We start from the raw sequence: 17,755 nt of genomic DNA, 5'->3' as shown, positions 1-17,755 counted from the left end.
CTCGGCCAGCGCGCAAGTTCAGAAGCGTAGACCAAACTCAGCTGCTGGCAATCCGGAACCCGACTTTCAGGGTCACCTGAAAATGGGCAGCCTTGCCGTCCTTGATGTGGCCGCGGGTCTCCACCACTTCAAACCATTCCAGATGCTTGATGCTTTTGTTCGCTTCGGCCAGCGCGTTGTTGATGGCGTCTTCGATGCTGCTGGTGGACGAACCGACCAGCTCGACTTTCTTGTACGTGTGATGATCACTCATAGCGTTCTCCTTGGGGTGGCTGAAATACAGCCTAGCAGTGAATAGCGGTGTTGATTTGGTCGCTTGCGCGGCAAGCGAAGTTCAGATTTTCTGCACTTTCTCGAACCGCTGAAGTCCCAACCAACACACGCCACTCATCACCAATGCAGGAGAGCCACCATGGCCAACACCTCTTTACGTAAAGCCTCATTGCAAAGCATGGAAGCGGAGATCGAGAGTCTGCTCAAGTCGTTGGAAAGCCTGAAGGATGACGCTTCGGACGAGTCGCGCAAGACCCTCAAGGCGCTGAAAAGCAATGCCGAGAGCGCGCTGAAACATTCGCGCAGCCTGCTCAGCGATGCTTATGAAGAAGTCAAAGTGAAAACCCGCGAGACCGGCATCGCCACCCGCGATTACGCACAGGAACATCCGTGGACGACGGCCGGTGTGGCCGTGGGTGCGTTGGGTCTGCTGGCCGCTTACCTGCTGTTCAAGCGCGGCGAGTGATCTGCCTGGCGCAGCTCGTTCCTGAGCCACTGCGCCAGTTGCCTGGCGCGCCCGTCCGCGGCGCGCTTGGGTAGCCACAACGCCAGTTGCGCCGGGGTTTCGCTGAAGCCCCATGGCGCAACCAGGCGCCCGGCCTTCAAGTCCTCCGCCACCAGCGGTTCGGGCGCGATGGCCACGCCGAGACCGGCGACTGCCGCCTCCAGCAAGTAATACAAATGCTCGAAACCCTGCCCGAACTTCAACGCCCTGGCGTCGAGGCCGCTTTGTCGTGCCCAGCTTGGCCAGGCCTGCGGCCGTGACGTGGTATGCAGCAACGGTTCGCTGAGCAGGGCCGCGGCAGGTGCCGCTTGCAGGCGCTGATAGCCGCTGAACAACGGGCTGATGACCGGACCGATGCGCTCGCTGGCCAGTTCGTAGACCTGCATGTCTGCCGGCCAGGGCGGTTCGGCGAACAGCAGCAGCGCATCCAGCCCCGGCCGGCGCGGATCGAGATCGCCTTCACCCGCCGAGAGATGCAGGCGCAAGTCCGGCAGATCGGCATTCAAGCGTCCCAGCCGTGGAATGAACCAGCGCGCCAGCAGGCTGCCGGAACAGCCGAGCACGAACGGGGCGTCGGCGCTGTCCTGGGTGAGTTCGGCGCAGACGTTGCGCAGACGGTCGAAGGCTTCGCTGCTGGCGTCGCGCAGGCGTACCCCGGCATCTGTGAGTTTCAAGCCGCGTCCGTCCTTGACGAACAGGCTGACGCCGAGGTGTTCTTCCAGCACCTTCAACTGTCGACTGACCGCCCCGTGGGTCACATGCAATTGCTCGGCGGCCTGACTGACGCTGTTGAGCCGGGCGGTGGCCTCGAAGGCGCGCAAGGCGTTCAGCGGGGGGAGATCGTGGCTCATGGTATCTGTGAGTTTTCCTGACAGGTTGCGGCGATCTTATCGGTTTTCAGCATAGAAGGTCAGGGGTAGAGTGAACGCCATTGTCTTCTGACCCGAATTCACCTGGAGCAAACCATGACCCAGACTTCGCACACCTCTGACCTGCGCAACGGCCCGGACGACAACGGCCTGTTCGGCGCGTTTGGCGGCCGTTATGTCGCCGAAACCCTGATGCCGTTGATCCTCGATCTGGCCCGCGAATACGAAGTGGCCAAGGAAGATCCGGCGTTCAAGGAAGAGCTGGCGTACTTCCAGCGTGATTATGTCGGTCGTCCCAGCCCGCTGTATTTCGCCGAACGCCTGACCGAGTTCTGCGGCGGCGCCAAGATCTACCTCAAGCGCGAAGAGCTGAACCACACCGGCGCGCACAAGATCAACAACTGCATCGGCCAGATCCTGCTGGCGCGGCGCATGGGCAAGAAACGCATCATCGCCGAGACCGGCGCCGGCATGCACGGCGTGGCGACCGCCACCGTGGCCGCACGCTTCGGTCTGGATTGCGTGATCTACATGGGCACCACCGACATCGAGCGTCAGCAGGCCAACGTGTTCCGCATGAAGCTGCTGGGTGCCGAAGTGATCCCGGTGGTCGCCGGTACCGGTACCCTGAAAGATGCGATGAACGAAGCGCTGCGTGACTGGGTGACCAACGTCGACAGCACCTTCTACCTGATTGGCACCGTGGCCGGTCCACACCCGTACCCGGCGATGGTCCGCGACTTCCAGGCCGTGATCGGCAAGGAAACCCGCGAGCAGTTGCAGGCCCAGGAAGGTCGTCTGCCGGACAGCCTGGTGGCGTGCATCGGTGGTGGTTCCAACGCCATGGGCCTGTTCCACCCGTTCCTTGACGACCAGAGCGTCGAGATCATCGGCGTCGAAGCCGCCGGCTACGGCATTGAAACCGGCAAGCACGCGGCCAGCCTCAATGGCGGCGTCCCGGGCGTGCTGCACGGCAACCGTACCTTCCTGTTGCAGGACGACGATGGCCAGATCATCGACGCCCACTCGATTTCCGCCGGCCTGGACTACCCGGGCATCGGCCCGGAACACGCCTGGTTGCATGACATCGGCCGCGTCCAGTACACCTCGGTGACCGACGATGAAGCCCTCGCGGCGTTCCACCAGTGCTGCCGCCTCGAAGGCATCATCCCGGCGCTGGAAAGCGCCCATGCCCTGGCCGAAGTATTCAAACGCGCGCCGAACCTGCCGAAGGATCACCTAATGGTGGTCAACCTCTCGGGTCGTGGCGACAAAGACATGCAGACCGTCATGCATCACATGGAACAGTCCAAGCAGGAGAAACACTGATGAGCCGCCTGCAATCCCGTTTTGCCGAACTCAAGCAACAGAACCGCGCCGCGCTGGTGACCTTCGTCACCGCCGGTGACCCGGACTACGCGACGTCGCTGGCGATCCTCAAGGGGCTGCCGAAAGCGGGTGCCGACGTGATCGAACTGGGCATGCCGTTCACCGACCCGATGGCCGATGGCCCGGCCATCCAGTTGGCCAACATCCGCGCCTTGGGCGCCAGGCAGAACCTGGCGAAAACCCTGCAGATGGTTCGCGAGTTCCGCGAAGACAACCGCGACACGCCGCTGGTGCTGATGGGCTACTTCAACCCGATCCACAAGTTCGGCGTCGAGCGCTTCATCGCCGAGGCCAAGGACGCCGGTGTCGATGGTCTGATCGTGGTCGACATGCCGCCAGAGCACAACGCCGAGCTGTGCGACCCGGCCCAGGCCGCCGGCATCGACTTCATTCGCCTGACCACACCGACCACCGACGACGTGCGCCTGCCGAAAGTGCTCAATGGCAGCTCCGGGTTTGTCTATTACGTGTCGGTCGCCGGTGTCACCGGTGCCGGTGCGGCAACCCTGGAACACGTCGAGGAAGCCGTGGCGCGCCTGCGTCGCCACACCGACCTGCCGATCAGCATCGGTTTCGGTATCCGCACCCCCGAGCAGGCGGCGTCCATCGCCCGTCTGGCGGATGGCGTGGTGGTGGGGTCGGCGCTGATCGACCACATCGCCAATGCGACCACGCCGGAGCAGGCCATCGACGGCGTGCTGAGCCTGTGTTCGGCGCTGTCCGAAGGCGTGCGTAAGGCCCGCGTCAGCTGAAGGTAAAGTTCCTGATACAGAGGAATTAGCACCTCGCGGCACAGACTAATCGAGCAAGACCGAGGGATTCAGGACCACGTTCTGAATCCCTTTTTGCTGTCAGTGCAGTGAGGAAAAACCCGATGAAAATGCCGAAACGTCTGATTGCCAGTCTGGGCGTGCTGATGATCAGCGCGACACCGCTGCTGGCCAGCGCCGACCCGCGCGACGATCACGACCACGGCGGCCCGCAGCAGGGCCACTACGACAATCGTGGCGATGACCACCGAGGCCCGCCGAACGATCACCGCGGCGGCCCGCCGCCGCGCGACTTCGGCCCGGTGCGCCAGGTGATTCGTGACAACCACGGCTACTTCGTACGTGGCGCGCCACCACCGCCAGGGCTTCATCTGGAACGTGGCCGGCCGTTGCCGCACGGCTACTACGGCGAGCGTCTGGATAACCGCGCGCTCGGGCGCCTGCCGTATTACCCGGGCTACGAATGGCGCCGGGCCGGAGGCGACATCGTGCTGATCGCGGTAGGTACCGGGATCGTCTATGAAATTCTGGAAGGTGTTCTGTACTGATCGTCGGGTAAAAAAAGATCGCCGCTTGCGCCAGCTTCTGCAGGGGATTTACCCACTCCGTGCAGGCGCTGGTGCAGGCGGCGATCTTTTGCTTTCAAGGCAACTCCAACCCGCCCGAAGCCTTGTGCAGTTTGCGCAGGTGCTCACCGATCTGCTTGACGTTGCCCTCGTTGGCGGCAATCTCCGCCGCCCGTTTCGGCTCCAGCAGCGCCCGCACTTCCTTGTCGAGATCGCCGCTCAGCGCCAGCAGTTTCTTCTGCCGTTCGCTGCTTTCCGCTTGCAGGCGGTTGAACTCGCTGGGCTGCGGCAAGCCGTAGCCGCGGGAGTCGAGCAGTTCCGCCGGGCGACTGAGGAAGCCGCTGTTGGCGAGAATCTCCTGCAGGGTCGCGTTGGCCTTGTCCATGCCGCCGTTCTCCAGTTCCCGAGCGCCGAGGTAGCGCTGCTTGACCTCGTCCTGGGCCAGCAGCAACTGACGGCGGAAACTTGCCTGTTCCAGCAACAACAGTGCCGCGCTGGTGCGCAGGTCGGCCTTCTCGAACCATGGCCGGCGTTCCTCGGCGGTCAGCGACAACCACTCCTCGACACTGGTCTGGCGGATCGGCAACTGCTTTTTCAGCACATCGAACATCGCCTGATAGCGATCGCGGAACGAGTCGAAGCGGTAGCCCAGGCGCAGGGCTTCCTTCGGGTTGTCGAGCACGCTGGTGTCGGCTAGGCCTCGGCCCTTGAGCACCTCCAGCAGACCGTTGGGCATGATGCTGTCGAGGCCAGTGAGCTGCGCGTTGTTGCTGCCGCTGCGCAGTAGTTTCAGGCTCTCCACCGCGCAGTTGTTGGACAGGAAGAAGTAGTTGCCGTCGTAGCTCCAGTGCATCTCGGCAGCGTGCTCGACCACGTCCTCGATTTCCTTGCGCGACAGCTTCAGCGGTACGGACGCGAGGCTGCGCAGTTCGGTCTTGGTGTATTCGTCGATCACCTGCGCCAGGGGCAGGACGAACAGCCGTGACGGGTATTTGCCGACCAGGCCGTCCCAGCTCGACAGCTGCACATCGCCGACGAAGGCGCGGTACGACAGCACCAGGTGCTGGTCCAGATCCAGTCGGCAATCCGGCCCGCGCGGGCGTCCCGGCGCACAGATCACCAGGCGCAGCATGCTGTGGCCCCAGCGGCTGACCCAGTTCTGGTTGGCCTCGGCCAGCAGGTAGTCGACGGCATACACCCGCTCCGGATCGACCTGGCCCAGCGGCTGCTTGGCGAAATCGTTGCCGGCGTTGAGGAAGGCGAACGACTGGCTGCAGCTGTCCTTGGCCGGCGGCGCCCAGCCGAAGTGCTCCTGGTAATAGCGATACAGCGCCGGGCGGCGGCAGGCGTAGCTCGGGTCGAGGAGGAAGTACTCCATGTTGACCGCAACAAACTCTTTCGGACTGGAAATCTCGTAGAGGTCCGGGCTGCGGGCAATCTGCCGGTTGTGCTGCTCGCGTTCGCCACGGCGGCCGACGTATTGCTGCCAGCCCGCGAGGTCGAGCAGGCGCGGATCGTCGCTGAGGGTGAAGCGTCGTCCGTTCTGACCGCGACACTCGTCGGGGATGCCGACCAGCCCGGCGCTGTTGCTGCGCCGGGTGCAACGCTGGATCAGCGTGCGTTCGGCGGCCGGCCACAACCGGGCGCGGTCATAAATGTGGGTGATTTCGTGCAGCACCGTGGCCAGCAGTTCCTTGCGCACGGTGCCATGCGGGCGATGGGTCTGTTCCCGGGCCGCGCTGCCATCGGTGAGGCCGGCGAGCAGCCTGCGGTTGAGGTCGAGCTCGGCGACCAGCGTGGCCTGGCCGTAGGCATTGGCGGGCATGTCGTCGGTCCAGCCGACATCGATGCGCCGGTCCAGGCGCTCGATGAAGCTCGGCGGCAACGCCTGCATGGCTTCATCGAGCAGCGCCTGGCTGGCCTGCTGCTGGGCCGGGCTCAGACCGTCGGTCTTGAGCCGCAATTGCAGGCTGGCGTGGGCGCTGTTGCCAAGCAGCAACAGCGTCCCGGCCAGCAGCCAGGCACCGATTGACTTCACAGTGCGAGGATGGCTTCGGCGAGTACCTGGTCACTGGCATCGCGGGCTTCCGGCACGCGCGTGCGCAAGGTATTGAAAGCGGCTTCGAGGTGCGCGCCACGGATATCGCCGTTGCTGGCGACGAAGCTGGCAGCGTCGTCATGGGCGTCGCGGATGATTTTCGAATCGCGGATCGACGTGGTGGTATCGGACGTGAAATCAATGGTGCGCTGGGAGGCACGAACGATGATGTTACTGGTGGCTACCAGGGTGTGCGCCTGGGCCATATCGGCCAACAACAGCAGGCCAAGGGCGGCAGCAATCAGCGGGCTACGCATGGAACGACTCCGGAGGGGACAAGGATAACTATTGGACGAGAATTGCCTGTGCCAGTTCAAGGTCGCTGACATGAAGTTTCGGCCGGGATTTGCGCAGGTAATGCAACGCGGATTCCAGCTGAGCGCCACGCAGTTGGCCGTCACTGGCAACGAAGGCCGCGGCATCGTCGTGTGCGGCGAGCAGCAGTTTACGGTCGAAAGGCGCAGAAGACACCATGCTGGTGGCATAACCGCTGACCACGGTGTTCTGCGTCGAGACATCAAAGGCATCCACCGATGTGGCCCAGCAGGCTGTCAGCAGAACGCAGGGGATGAGCAAATTTGGAAGAGAACGCATGAGACTCGGAAGCTGATGGCGAGCCCGAAGGCTAGCGCAATGCCCGGGCTAGAGCCAGTGCCGAAACATCGGGACACGACCGGCGTGTCCCGCGATGCCGCTGGCGCTTAGATCGTCAGGATGGCCTGGGCCAACTGCGCGTCGCTTGCATTCAGTTGTGGCGCCTTGTGACGGATGTGATCCAGCGCGCTTTCCAGTTTCACCCCACGGATTTCACCCTGGCTGGCGACGAAGCTGGCGGCGTCGTCACGGGCGGCCAGGACGATCTTGTCGTCACGGAACGACGAAGTGACATCGGAGGTGGCATCGGAAGAGGACTTGAGTGCGCCGACCACCGCGTCGGTGGTGACGATGAAGCTGGAAGCGCTCGCGTTGGCGGCCACGGCCAGCAGGGCGGCAGCGCTGAGCAGGCGAAGACGGGACATGGGTTAACTCCTGTGATGATCCGTATTGAGAGGTGGCACGGTGTCTGGGAGTCAGACGCCAGTCGCACAGCATTCGCCACGTTCTGCAGGGGATATTAGGCCTGCGCGCGGGGTTCGCACAGAGGGCAGAGTGCTAGCGCCAGAAGGGCTTGCGCAGTTCGTTGAGCCGGTCGGCGTGGTTCAGGCCCAGATCCGCCAGGTCTCGCGCATCGAGCCGAGCCAGCAGCCGTCGTGTCCTGGCACGCTCCAGGCCTTGCCACAGGCCACTGAGCAGGCGGCGCAGCGCGGATGGGCGCGCGGGGTGCTGGAGGGAAATTCTTGAAACATCCTGTAAGTCATTCATGACCGAATCCTTTGGCTGGTTGCATGGCAAGGTCATGTTGAGCCTGAAACAGAGAGCAGAGCAGATACACTTACAGGTAATTGTACTGGTCCAATTTTGATTTATTTATAACTGTACCTATCTCGAGCGCCGGCACGTGTGCGGGTACTTTTCCGCGTCCAAAACGACAAGGCCCGTCGCGGTTTCCCGCGACGGGCCTTGTTTGTTCAATTCGGGTTGCTGGCGGTGGGTCTAGCGACCAGAGCCAGCGACGCTACTTAGCGCCAGAACGGCTTGCTCAGCTCTTCGTAGCGTTGTGCTTCGCTGATACCGGCATCAGCCAGCAGGCGCGAATCCAGACGAGCCAGTTGGTGGCGGCTGGTAATGCGGCGTTGCCACAGCATCAGGTTGGCGATAACGCGCAGAGGCAGGGAAGCTTGGGTTTTTGCAGCTTTGTCTTCGAAGAACAGTTCGGAACTGAGTGTACGTTCCATGGTTGACATCCTTCCGCTTGTGGCGGGATTAGGTAGTGGTTTAACTGGTGCCCATGATCCTCTCGTTTGGCCAGTCACTGTAGATACAGTTCATATGTATTGTGAGTGACCAGTTAACTGTTTATAGGGGGTGTACGGGTCAAAAAAGCGCCAACTGTACTTGTCTGCACGTTATTGGTGCATTTTTGCGCAGTTTAGCCAGAGTGATAGGTAAATGCTGTAGGAAAACACCGGTACAGCAGTACAGTTTTTGACAAGTGGGAGGGTTGCAAGTATCCGCTGGCGAAAACTGTGTTTGCGTCAGCGGATGATCTGTGCGGATTACACCGCGAGCATGCGTCCGGTTTCTTCCAGATTCATGTGCCAGCTCAGCGCGTCCCGCAGGATGTGCGGGGTATGGCCGCCAATGGCGCAGGCAGCGGTGAAGTAATCGTCCAGCGCCTGGCGGTAGTCCGGGTGTACACAGTTGTCGATGATGGCGCGAGCTCGCTCCCGCGGCGCCAGGCCACGCAGGTCGGCCAGGCCCACCTCGGTCACGAGGATGTCGACGTCATGCTCGGTATGGTCGACGTGGCTGACCATCGGCACCACGCTGGAGATCGCGCCGCCCTTGGCAATCGATTTGGTCACGAAGACCGCCAGGTGCGCATTGCGCGCGAAGTCGCCGGAGCCACCGATGCCGTTCATCATCCGCGTGCCGCAGACGTGGGTAGAGTTGACGTTGCCATAGATGTCGAACTCCAGCGCGGTGTTGATGCCGATGATGCCCAGGCGCCGGACCACTTCCGGATGGTTGGAGATCTCCTGCGGACGCAGCACCAGCTTGTCTTTGTATTTCTCCAGGTTGCCGAACACGTCGCTGTTGCGCCGCTCCGACAGGGTGATCGAGCTGCCCGAGGCAAAGCTCAGCTTGCCGGCATCGATGAGGTCGAAGGTCGAATCCTGCAGCACTTCGGAGTACATGGTCAGGTCTTCGAACGGCGAGTCGATCAGCCCGCACATCACTGCGTTGGCAATGCTGCCGATGCCGGCCTGCAACGGGCCGAGCTTGTTGGTCATGCGCCCGCCGTCGACTTCCTGCTTGAAGAACGCGATCAGGTGATCGGCGATGGCTTTGGTGTCGGCGTCCGGCGGCAGCACGGTGGACGGCGAGTCCGGTTGCTGGGTGACGACGATGGCAACGATCTTCTCCGGCGGAATCGGGATCGCGGTGCTGCCGATACGGTCATCGACTTTTACCAGCGGGATCGGCGTGCGGGTCGGGCGATAGGTCGGGATATAGATGTCATGCAGGCCTTCGAGATTGGCGTTGTGCGCCAGGTTGATCTCGACGATCACCTGTTTGGCGAAAATCGCGAAGCTCGCCGAGTTGCCCACCGACGTGGTCGGCACGATGTGCCCCAGCTCGGTAATGGCCACGGCTTCGATCACGGCGATGTCCGGCAGCTTCAATTGCTGGTTGCGCAGTTGTTCGACGGTCTCGGACAGGTGCTGGTCGATGAACATCACTTCGCCGGCATTGATTGCCTTGCGCAGGGTGCTGTCGACCTGGAACGGCATGCGCCGCGACAGCACGCCGGCCTCGGTCAGTTGCTTGTCGAGGTCGTTGCCCAGGCTGGCGCCGGTCATCAGGCTGATCTTCAGCGGCGTGACCTTGGCCCGTTCGGCCAGCGCATGAGGGACAGCCTTGGCTTCGCCGGCGCGGGTGAAACCGCTCATGCCGACGGTCATGCCGTCTTCAATCAGAGCGGCTGCGTCGGCGGCGCTCATCACTTTGTCCAACAACGAAGGCAGGCGAATACGGTCACGGTACATGGATTATTATCTCGGGCAGCGAGTAGCAGGATGCGCAGTCTAGTGAATTTCGCGGGCGCCTGTCCCGCTACCAAGGTCGCAAACGAGGCGTCTATTTCGCGGGTTTCCAGTAAAACACCGTTACCGGATCTGCAACAACGCGGCAAATTGTCCGACGGTTTGCGCAAACAAAAACGCCCCGACGAGTCGGGGCGTTGTGCATTGCTGGCGAGGGTTACTCGACCGCTTTGACCATGTCTTCGATGACTTTCTTGGCGTCGCCGAACACCATCATGGTCTTGTCCAGGTAGAACAGTTCGTTGTCCAGACCCGCATAGCCGCTGGCCATGGAGCGCTTGTTGACGATGATGGTCTTGGCCTTGAACGCTTCGAGAATCGGCATGCCGGCAATCGGCGATTTCGGATCGTTCTTGGCGGCCGGGTTGACCACGTCGTTCGCGCCGAGCACCAGCACCACGTCGGCCTGGCCGAACTCGGAGTTGATGTCTTCCATCTCGAACACCTGGTCGTACGGCACTTCGGCCTCGGCCAGCAGTACGTTCATGTGACCCGGCATGCGCCCGGCCACTGGGTGAATCGCGTACTTCACGGTCACGCCGTGGTGGGTCAGCTTTTCGGTCAGCTCCTTCAGCGCATGCTGCGCACGGGCCACCGCCAGGCCGTAACCCGGAACGATGATCACGGTGTCGGCGTTGGTCAGCAGGAAGGTCGCGTCGTCGGCCGAACCGGATTTCACCGGACGCGCCTCTTTCGCGCCAGCAGGCCCTGCGTCTGCGGTATTGCCGAAGCCGCCCAGCAGCACATTGAAGAAGGAACGGTTCATCGCCTTGCACATGATGTACGAGAGGATCGCACCGCTCGAACCCACCAGCGAGCCAGCGATGATCAGCATCGAGTTGTTCAGCGAGAAGCCGATACCCGCCGCCGCCCAACCGGAATAGCTGTTGAGCATCGACACCACCACCGGCATGTCGGCACCGCCGATCGGGATGATGATCAGCACGCCCATGACGAAGGCCAGGGCCAGCATCAGCGCGAACGCGGCGAGGTTGCCGGTGAGCATGAAGGTCACGCCCAGCACCAGTGTCGCCAGGCCCAGGACGGCGTTCAGCTTGTGCTGACCGGCGAACTGTACCGGCGCACCCTGAAACAGGCGGAACTTGTACTTGCCCGACAGCTTGCCGAAGGCGATCACCGAACCGGAGAACGTGATTGCACCAATCGCCGCGCCGAGGAACAGCTCCAGACGGTTACCCGCCGGGATCGAATCGCCCAGTTGCTTGACGATGCCCAGCGACTGCGGCTCGACCACGGCAGCGATCGCGATGAACACCGCCGCCAGGCCGATCATGCTGTGCATGAAAGCGACCAGTTCCGGCATCTTGGTCATTTCCACGCGCTTGGCCATGATCGAACCGGCGGTGCCGCCGATCAGCAGGCCGACAATCACGTAGCCGATACCGGCCGTGGCCAGCTCAGCGCCGAGCTTGTAGATCAGGCCGACGGTGGTGAGGATGGCCAGCGCCATGCCCAGCATGCCGAACAGGTTGCCGCGGCGCGACGTGGTCGGGTGCGACAGGCCTTTGAGGGCCTGGATGAAGCAGATCGACGCGATCAGGTAGAGCGTCGTGACGAGGTTCATGCTCATTACTTCGGCGCCTCTTCTTTTACTTTTGGGGCTTTCTTCTTGAACATCTCAAGCATGCGCCGGGTGACCAGGAAGCCACCGAACACATTGACCGCGGCGAGGGCCACGGCGAGGGTACCCATGGTCTTGCCCAGCGGCGTGACGGTGAGGGCCGCCGCGAGCATGGCGCCGACAATCACGATGGCGGAGATGGCATTGGTCACCGCCATCAGCGGAGTGTGCAGCGCAGGTGTAACGTTCCAGACCACGTGGTAGCCGACATAAATCGCCAGCACGAAGATGATCAGGTTGTAGATACCGGGGGAGATAAGCTCTTCCATCGTCTGAATCCCTGCTTAGGCGTTTTTGCGGATGACTTGGCCGTCGCGGCACATCAGGCACGCGGCGACGATGTCGTCTTCGAGGTTGACGTCGAACTGGCCTTCTTTGGTGAACACCAGCTTGAGGAAGTCCAGCAGGTTGCGCGCGTACAGCGCCGAGGCGTCTGCGGCGACTTCACCAGCGAGGTTGGTCGGCCCGACGATAGTCACGCCATTCGCCACAACCACCTGATCGGCCACGGTCAGCGGGCAGTTGCCGCCCTGGGCGGCAGCGAGGTCGATGACCACCGAGCCGGGCTTCATCTGCGCCACGGTGTCTGCGCTCAGCAGCGTCGGCGCCTTGCGGCCCGGGATCAGGGCGGTGGTAATGACAATGTCGGCCTGCTTGGCGCGCTCGTGCACGGCCTGAGCCTGACGCTGCATCCAGCTCGCCGGCATAGGCCGTGCGTAACCGCCGACACCGACCGCGCATTCGCGCTCTTCATCGGTCTCGTACGGCACGTCGACGAACTTGGCGCCGAGGGATTCGATCTGTTCCTTCACGGCCGGACGCACGTCGGACGCTTCGATCACCGCACCCAGACGTTTCGCCGTGGCAATCGCCTGCAACCCGGCCACACCGGCGCCAAGAATCAGCACGCGCGCCGCTTTCACGGTGCCCGCAGCGGTCATCAGCATCGGCATGAAGCGCGGATAGTAGTGCGCAGCCAGCAACACCGCCTTGTAGCCGGCAATGTTCGCCTGCGACGACAACACATCGAGACTCTGCGCCCGCGAGGTACGCGGTGCCGCTTCGAGGGCGAACGCAGTAATCCCGCACTCGGCCATTTTGGCGATGGTTTCGTTATTGAAGGGGTTGAGCATGCCCACCAGCACCGTGCCGCGCTTGATCAGCGCCAGTTCGGCGTCGCTGGGGGCGACCACTTTGAGAATCAGCTCGGCACCGAACGCATCGTTGGCACTGCCAATGCTTGCGCCCGCCGCTTCATAGGCACTGTCGACAACACTGGCTTTGACGCCGGCGCCGGTTTGCACAGTGACCTTATGACCTTGGCTGATCAGCTTTTTAATGGTTTCCGGGGTTGCAGCAACCCGTGTTTCACCGGTCTGGGTTTCGAGAGGAACACCAATGTGCACGTCAAATCTCCTGCGTGATCTTATTGAGTAAACCCAGGCACTGCGGATGGTGCGACTGGGGCGGCCGATCAGCACGACCCCGCCGAATCAGGGCGGGGCGCGGCATTTTGCAGGCGAACTTTATGCCCTTCAAGGGATTATGACGGGTGACGGAAAATTAACTACAAGTCATGCCGTGACCGAATGTCGCAGATGGCCAGTTGAATCCCTTGCAGGCCGTGCCTTGCAAGGATTCTGGACGAATCTGCAAATTTTTCTCATCGGTGACGTGAATAGGTCGTAATGAGTCGCGAATGGAGGCTCAAAGCCACGTCCACAGGCGCTTTTGGGACGTCTGTACGACCTTCGTATACAGTCTGTCTATTTGCGACAAATACTTATATCTGTAGGGCTTTGGTTTTCCTGACTACGGGGTTAGTAATTGCTGTGAGCCTTTATTCTTCTAGGCTGTAGCGATGTGCCTGGGTTACCAACCAGTCCCGAAAAGCCTTGAGTGATGCCGATTCCACTTTGCGCTCCGGAATCATCAGGTAATACGCCTTGATGCTCGACAGTGCATTGGGATTGGCGATCACCAGGCGTTTTTCCGCCAATTCACGCTGGATCAGGAAGGGCGGAATCAGCGCCACGCCCATGTCATGCATGGCCGCCTGGGCGAGCATGGAGAATAGTTCATAGCGCGGACCGGTCATGTCACGGGGGATGTTGAGGTGCTGCAGGTTGAACCACTGCCGCCACGCGTAGGGGCGGGTGGTCTGTTGCAGCAGTGGCAGTTCGGCGATTTCGCTGGCGTTCAGATGCGTCTGGTTGCCGAGCAGGGCGGGGCTGCACACCGGCATCGGATTTTCGCCCATCAGCCTGTGGGATTCGGTACCGGACCAATCGGCATCGCCAAAGTAGATCGCTGCATCGAAATCGGTATCGGCGAACAGAAACGGCCGCGTGCGGTTGGTCAGGTTGACCGTCACTTCCGGATGCTTGTGCTGGAAATCCTTGAGCCGCGGCAGCAGCCACTGTGTACCGAAGGTTGGCACCACCGCCAGTTCGATCACGTTGGTGCCTTGCTGGCCCATCACCGAGAGGGTGTCGCGCTCGACCGCATCGAGTTGGGTGGCGACGCGGCGGCTGTAGGAAAGCCCCGCCTCGGTCAGCTTCACACCGCGGCGCGAGCGTCGGAACAGTTCGACATTGAGGAACTCTTCAAGGCTGGCGATCTGTCGGCAAATCGCACCCTGGGTGAGGGAAAGTTCTTCGGCGGCCCGGGTAAAGCTTTCGTGGCGGGCGGCGGCTTCGAAGCTGATCAGGGCGGTGGTGCTGGGGATTTTGCGGCGCATGTACGTCTACCTCACTAATCGGCCGCGTGGAAGGCATCTGGCGACCTTTCGGAGTGAGAAATTAGCACAACAGGATGCGAAATCCTCGTTTGCCGCTTTGGCTGCTCGCGCCTAGGATCAATGCCACGTTAATTCACCCGATTTGCGAGGACTCACCCATGGGCGGTAAAGCTAGCTTCAACTGGATCGATCCCCTGCTGCTGGATCAACAGCTGACTGAAGAAGAACGCATGATTCGCGACACCGCCGCGCAGTTCGCCCAGCAGAGCCTCGCGCCGCGTGTCCTCGAGGCGTTCCGCCATGAGAAGACCGACCCGGCGATCTTCCGTGAAATGGGTGAGGTCGGCTTGCTGGGCGCGACTATTCCCGAGCAGTACGGTGGCAGCGGCCTCAACTACGTCAGCTACGGCCTGATTGCCCGTGAAGTCGAGCGCGTCGACTCCGGCTACCGTTCGATGATGAGCGTGCAGTCCTCGCTGGTGATGGTGCCGATCAACGAATTCGGTACCGAAGCGCAGAAACAGAAATACCTGCCGAAACTGGCGTCCGGCGAATGGATCGGCTGCTTCGGCCTGACCGAGCCGAACCACGGTTCCGACCCGGGCGCGATGATTACGCGTGCACGTAAAGTCGAAGGCGGCTACAGCCTCACTGGCGCCAAGATGTGGATCACCAACAGCCCGATCGCCGACGTGTTCGTGGTCTGGGCCAAGGACGATGCCGGCGATATCCGTGGCTTCGTCCTGGAAAAGGGTTGGAAAGGCCTGAGTGCTCCGGCCATCCACGGCAAGGTTGGCCTGCGTGCGTCGATCACCGGTGAGATCGTCATGGACAACGTGTTCGTGCCGCAGGAGAACATCTTCCCGGATGTGCGTGGTTTGAAGGGCCCGTTCACCTGCCTCAACTCCGCCCGTTATGGCATCTCCTGGGGCGCGCTGGGCGCGGCCGAGTTCTGCTGGCACACCGCGCGCCAGTACACCCTGGATCGTCAGCAGTTCGGTCGCCCACTGGCGGCCACTCAACTGATCCAGAAGAAGCTGGCCGACATGCAGACCGAAATCACCCTGGCCCTGCAAGGCTGCCTGCGTCTGGGGCGTATGAAAGATGAAGGCACTGCCGCGGTGGAAATCACCTCGATCATGAAGCGCAACTCCTGCGGCAAGTCGCTGGATATCGCGCGCATGGCTCGCGACATGCTCGGGGGCAACGGCATCTCCGACGAGTTCGGCGTGGCCCGCCACCTGGTCAACCTGGAAGTGGTCAATACCTATGAAGGTACCCATGACGTTCACGCGCTGATCCTTGGCCGTGCGCAAACCGGTCTGCAAGCGTTCTATTAATAGGAGACCGACCATGGGCGCGCTGTCGCATCTGCGGGTACTGGATTTATCGCGAGTGCTGGCCGGCCCGTGGGCCGGGCAGATCCTTGCCGACCTGGGCGCCGAAGTGATCAAGGTCGAGCGTCCGGGCAATGGCGACGACACGCGCGCCTGGGGTCCGCCCTTCCTCAAGGACGCCTATGGCGAGAACACCAGCGAGGCGGCTTATTACCTGTCGGCCAACCGTAACAAGCAATCGGTGACGATCGACTTCACGCGCGCCGAAGGGCAGAAGCTGGTGCGTGAGCTGGCGGCGAAGTCCGACATCCTCATCGAGAACTTCAAGGTCGGTGGTCTGGCCGCCTACGGGCTGGACTATGAGTCGCTGAAGGCGATCAACCCGGATCTGATCTACTGCTCGATCACGGGTTTCGGTCAGACCGGGCCGTATGCCAAGCGGGCGGGTTATGACTTCATGATCCAGGGGCTCGGTGGGCTGATGAGCCTCACCGGGCGCCCGGAGGGTGACGAGGGTGCCGGGCCGGTGAAAGTCGGTGTGGCGCTGACCGACATCCTGACCGGGCTGTATTCGACGGTCGCCATCCTGGCGGCACTGGCTCACCGTGATCACGATGGCGGTGGGCAGCATATCGATATGGCATTGCTGGATGTGCAGGTGGCCTGTCTGGCCAACCAGGCGATGAACTACCTGACCACGGGTAATGCACCAAAGCGTCTGGGCAATGCGCACCCGAATATCGTGCCTTATCAGGATTTTCCTACGGCTGATGGTGACTTCATCCTAACCGTTGGCAATGACGGCCAGTTCCGCAAGTTCGCCGAGGTGGCCGGTCAGCCGCAGTGGGCGGATGATCCTCGTTTCGCTACCAATAAGCTGCGGGTGGCGAACCGGGCGGTATTGATTCCGCTGATTCGCCAGGCGACCGTCTTCAAGACCACCGCCGAGTGGGTGACTCAGCTGGAGCAGGCCGGGGTGCCGTGTGGGCCGATCAACGATCTGTCCCAGGTGTTCGAGGATCCTCAGGTCAAATCCCGTGGCTTGGCTATCGAGCTGCCCCATGCGCTGGCAGGAATGGTGCCGCAGGTCGCCAGTCCGATTCGGTTGTCTCAGACGCCGGTCGAGTATCGTCGTGCGCCCCCTCTATTGGGAGAGCACACGCTGGAGGTTCTGCAGCGGGTGCTGGGTCTTGGCGCCGGGGCGGTGGCCGCATTGAAAGAAGAAGGAGTGCTCTGAGTATTCCTTCTATATAGAAGGCGAGGGGTTTTGCTCTTTATATAGAAGGGATTGGATGTTTTTTGATCGATCTGCAACTTATTGAAAGAAAAGCGAAATTAACTGTTGACGGCAGATTCCAGAGGTCTATAATTCGCCCCACTTCCGGCGCAGTCGAAACGGAAAACTCCTTGAGATTCAATGAGTTACACGGTTTTCGACAGCGGCTTGCTTCAGTTCATCGAAGCCTGGAGGGAGTTGAAAATGCCGGTTTATAAGCGCTTTCAACGGTTCGATCTTCTCGGTCGAAAGCGGTGAAAAAGAGGTGTTGACAGCAGCGATTAACGCTGTAGAATTCGCCTCCCGCTAACGAGAGATCGGAAGCGCAAGTGGTTGAAGTTGTTGAGGAAATCTTCGAAAACTTCTGAAAATAATCACTTGACAGCAAATGAGGCTGCTGTAGAATGCGCGCCTCGGTTGAGACGAAAGATCTTAACCAACCGCTCTTTAACAACTGAATCAAGCAATTCGTGTGGGTGCTTGTGGAGTCAGACTGATAGTCAACAAGATTATCAGCATCACAAGTTACTCCGCGAGAAATCAAAGATGTAACCAACGATTGCTGAGCCAAGTTTAGGGTTTT

At 61.3% G+C, this 17,755-nt stretch carries 19 protein-coding genes; 6 read left to right on the top strand and 13 right to left on the bottom strand.

Features of this window, described 5'->3' with window-relative positions:
* Positions 1-37 precede the first annotated feature (37 nt).
* Positions 38-253 carry a dodecin gene (locus QRN70_RS14845; RefSeq protein WP_027610201.1) on the bottom strand — a complete coding sequence of 72 codons (216 nt, stop codon included), beginning with the start codon at positions 251-253 and terminating at the stop codon, positions 38-40.
* Positions 254-412: 159 nt separating this feature from the next.
* Here QRN70_RS14845 and QRN70_RS14840 point away from each other — a divergent pair, with 159 nt between their 5' ends.
* Positions 413-739 carry an ElaB/YgaM/YqjD family protein gene (locus QRN70_RS14840; protein WP_011331820.1) on the top strand — a complete coding sequence of 109 codons (327 nt, stop codon included), beginning with the start codon at positions 413-415 and terminating at the stop codon, positions 737-739.
* On the opposite strand, the gene QRN70_RS14835 is transcribed toward QRN70_RS14840, so the two are convergent.
* A complete protein-coding gene (locus QRN70_RS14835; protein WP_285418750.1) occupies positions 712-1,629 on the bottom strand; it encodes a LysR family transcriptional regulator in 918 nt (305 codons plus the stop codon). The genes QRN70_RS14840 and QRN70_RS14835 overlap by 28 nt on opposite strands.
* 114 nt (positions 1,630-1,743) lie before the next feature.
* On the opposite strand from QRN70_RS14835, the gene trpB reads away from it, so the two are divergent.
* The 3 genes from trpB to QRN70_RS14820 all read left to right on the top strand — a co-directional run bounded on the left by trpB (position 1,744) and on the right by QRN70_RS14820 (position 4,354).
* Complete coding sequence (gene trpB, locus QRN70_RS14830) at positions 1,744-2,976, top strand: tryptophan synthase subunit beta (RefSeq protein ID WP_285418749.1); 1,233 nt, start codon at positions 1,744-1,746, stop codon at positions 2,974-2,976.
* Positions 2,976-3,788: a tryptophan synthase subunit alpha gene (trpA, locus tag QRN70_RS14825; protein WP_285418748.1), complete on the top strand. Its 813-nt coding sequence runs from the start codon at positions 2,976-2,978 to the stop codon at positions 3,786-3,788. Before trpB ends, trpA begins: the two co-directional genes overlap by 1 nt.
* Positions 3,789-3,910: 122 nt before the next feature.
* Positions 3,911-4,354 carry an anti-virulence regulator CigR family protein gene (locus tag QRN70_RS14820; RefSeq protein WP_285418747.1) on the top strand — a complete coding sequence of 148 codons (444 nt, stop codon included), beginning with the start codon at positions 3,911-3,913 and terminating at the stop codon, positions 4,352-4,354.
* A 94-nt stretch (positions 4,355-4,448) separates the two neighbouring features.
* Here the strand turns inward: QRN70_RS14820 and QRN70_RS14815 are convergent, their stop codons facing one another.
* The 11 genes from QRN70_RS14815 to QRN70_RS14765 form a co-directional block, all read right to left on the bottom strand.
* Entirely contained in the window at positions 4,449-6,410 is a 1,962-nt protein-coding gene (locus QRN70_RS14815; RefSeq protein ID WP_285418746.1) for a DUF7844 domain-containing protein, read from the bottom strand.
* The gene (locus QRN70_RS14810) at positions 6,407-6,727 is read right to left on the bottom strand and encodes a DUF2388 domain-containing protein (RefSeq protein ID WP_285418745.1); all 321 of its coding nucleotides are present in this window, start codon (positions 6,725-6,727) and stop codon (positions 6,407-6,409) included. Before QRN70_RS14810 ends, QRN70_RS14815 begins: the two co-directional genes overlap by 4 nt.
* Positions 6,728-6,755: 28 nt before the next feature.
* A complete protein-coding gene (locus QRN70_RS14805; protein WP_285418744.1) occupies positions 6,756-7,064 on the bottom strand; it encodes a DUF2388 domain-containing protein in 309 nt (102 codons plus the stop codon).
* 107 nt (positions 7,065-7,171) lie between these two features.
* Positions 7,172-7,489 carry a DUF2388 domain-containing protein gene (locus tag QRN70_RS14800; protein WP_285418743.1) on the bottom strand — a complete coding sequence of 106 codons (318 nt, stop codon included), beginning with the start codon at positions 7,487-7,489 and terminating at the stop codon, positions 7,172-7,174.
* 133 nt (positions 7,490-7,622) lie between these two features.
* Positions 7,623-7,832, bottom strand: coding sequence for a YjiS-like domain-containing protein (locus tag QRN70_RS14795; protein ID WP_285418742.1), 210 nt, complete (start codon positions 7,830-7,832; stop codon positions 7,623-7,625).
* 257 nt (positions 7,833-8,089) lie between these two features.
* Entirely contained in the window at positions 8,090-8,305 is a 216-nt protein-coding gene (locus QRN70_RS14790) for a DUF1127 domain-containing protein (protein WP_285418741.1), read from the bottom strand.
* 321 nt (positions 8,306-8,626) lie between these two features.
* The gene (gene scpC / locus QRN70_RS14785) at positions 8,627-10,120 is read right to left on the bottom strand and encodes a succinyl-CoA:acetate CoA-transferase ScpC (RefSeq protein WP_285418740.1); all 1,494 of its coding nucleotides are present in this window, start codon (positions 10,118-10,120) and stop codon (positions 8,627-8,629) included.
* A gap of 214 nt (positions 10,121-10,334) precedes the next feature.
* Positions 10,335-11,768 carry an NAD(P)(+) transhydrogenase (Re/Si-specific) subunit beta gene (locus QRN70_RS14780; protein ID WP_285418739.1) on the bottom strand — a complete coding sequence of 478 codons (1,434 nt, stop codon included), beginning with the start codon at positions 11,766-11,768 and terminating at the stop codon, positions 10,335-10,337.
* Positions 11,768-12,088: an NAD(P) transhydrogenase subunit alpha part 2 gene (locus QRN70_RS14775; protein ID WP_003187417.1), complete on the bottom strand. Its 321-nt coding sequence runs from the start codon at positions 12,086-12,088 to the stop codon at positions 11,768-11,770. Before QRN70_RS14775 ends, QRN70_RS14780 begins: the two co-directional genes overlap by 1 nt.
* 15 nt (positions 12,089-12,103) lie before the next feature.
* Entirely contained in the window at positions 12,104-13,225 is a 1,122-nt protein-coding gene (locus tag QRN70_RS14770; RefSeq protein WP_285418738.1) for a Re/Si-specific NAD(P)(+) transhydrogenase subunit alpha, read from the bottom strand.
* 434 nt (positions 13,226-13,659) lie between these two features.
* Positions 13,660-14,559: a LysR family transcriptional regulator gene (locus tag QRN70_RS14765; protein ID WP_285418737.1), complete on the bottom strand. Its 900-nt coding sequence runs from the start codon at positions 14,557-14,559 to the stop codon at positions 13,660-13,662.
* Between the two features lie 158 nt (positions 14,560-14,717).
* Between QRN70_RS14765 and QRN70_RS14760 the strand changes: the two genes are divergently transcribed.
* Together QRN70_RS14760 and QRN70_RS14755 are read left to right on the top strand one after the other, a co-directional pair.
* Positions 14,718-15,899 (top strand): acyl-CoA dehydrogenase, encoded by a 1,182-nt coding sequence (locus QRN70_RS14760; protein ID WP_285418736.1) that lies wholly within the window; start codon positions 14,718-14,720, stop codon positions 15,897-15,899.
* 13 nt (positions 15,900-15,912) lie between these two features.
* Positions 15,913-17,133: a CaiB/BaiF CoA transferase family protein gene (locus QRN70_RS14755; RefSeq protein ID WP_285418735.1), complete on the top strand. Its 1,221-nt coding sequence runs from the start codon at positions 15,913-15,915 to the stop codon at positions 17,131-17,133.
* The last annotated feature ends 622 nt before the right edge of the window (positions 17,134-17,755 follow it).

Origin of the sequence: Pseudomonas sp. efr-133-TYG-5 (assembly GCF_030209175.1) — a bacterium.
Lineage (GTDB): Bacteria > Pseudomonadota > Gammaproteobacteria > Pseudomonadales > Pseudomonadaceae > Aquipseudomonas.
This window is presented reverse-complemented; position numbering and strand designations above follow the sequence as displayed.

Bases quoted from the DNA above. Each gene is read 5' to 3' on its own strand.
- QRN70_RS14845 (WP_027610201.1), bottom strand. From the start codon at position 253: ATGAGTGATCATCACACGTACAAGAAAGTCGAGCTGGTCGGTTCGTCC.
- QRN70_RS14840 (WP_011331820.1), top strand. From the start codon at position 413: ATGGCCAACACCTCTTTACGTAAAGCCTCATTGCAAAGCATGGAAGCG.
- QRN70_RS14835 (WP_285418750.1), bottom strand. From the start codon at position 1,629: ATGAGCCACGATCTCCCCCCGCTGAACGCCTTGCGCGCCTTCGAGGCC.
- trpB (WP_285418749.1), top strand. From the start codon at position 1,744: ATGACCCAGACTTCGCACACCTCTGACCTGCGCAACGGCCCGGACGAC.
- trpA (WP_285418748.1), top strand. From the start codon at position 2,976: ATGAGCCGCCTGCAATCCCGTTTTGCCGAACTCAAGCAACAGAACCGC.
- QRN70_RS14820 (WP_285418747.1), top strand. From the start codon at position 3,911: ATGAAAATGCCGAAACGTCTGATTGCCAGTCTGGGCGTGCTGATGATC.
- QRN70_RS14810 (WP_285418745.1), bottom strand. From the start codon at position 6,727: ATGCGTAGCCCGCTGATTGCTGCCGCCCTTGGCCTGCTGTTGTTGGCC.
- QRN70_RS14805 (WP_285418744.1), bottom strand. From the start codon at position 7,064: ATGCGTTCTCTTCCAAATTTGCTCATCCCCTGCGTTCTGCTGACAGCC.
- QRN70_RS14800 (WP_285418743.1), bottom strand. From the start codon at position 7,489: ATGTCCCGTCTTCGCCTGCTCAGCGCTGCCGCCCTGCTGGCCGTGGCC.
- QRN70_RS14795 (WP_285418742.1), bottom strand. From the start codon at position 7,832: ATGAATGACTTACAGGATGTTTCAAGAATTTCCCTCCAGCACCCCGCG.
- QRN70_RS14790 (WP_285418741.1), bottom strand. From the start codon at position 8,305: ATGGAACGTACACTCAGTTCCGAACTGTTCTTCGAAGACAAAGCTGCA.
- scpC (WP_285418740.1), bottom strand. From the start codon at position 10,120: ATGTACCGTGACCGTATTCGCCTGCCTTCGTTGTTGGACAAAGTGATG.
- QRN70_RS14780 (WP_285418739.1), bottom strand. From the start codon at position 11,768: ATGAGCATGAACCTCGTCACGACGCTCTACCTGATCGCGTCGATCTGC.
- QRN70_RS14775 (WP_003187417.1), bottom strand. From the start codon at position 12,088: ATGGAAGAGCTTATCTCCCCCGGTATCTACAACCTGATCATCTTCGTG.
- QRN70_RS14765 (WP_285418737.1), bottom strand. From the start codon at position 14,559: ATGCGCCGCAAAATCCCCAGCACCACCGCCCTGATCAGCTTCGAAGCC.
- QRN70_RS14760 (WP_285418736.1), top strand. From the start codon at position 14,718: ATGGGCGGTAAAGCTAGCTTCAACTGGATCGATCCCCTGCTGCTGGAT.
- QRN70_RS14755 (WP_285418735.1), top strand. From the start codon at position 15,913: ATGGGCGCGCTGTCGCATCTGCGGGTACTGGATTTATCGCGAGTGCTG.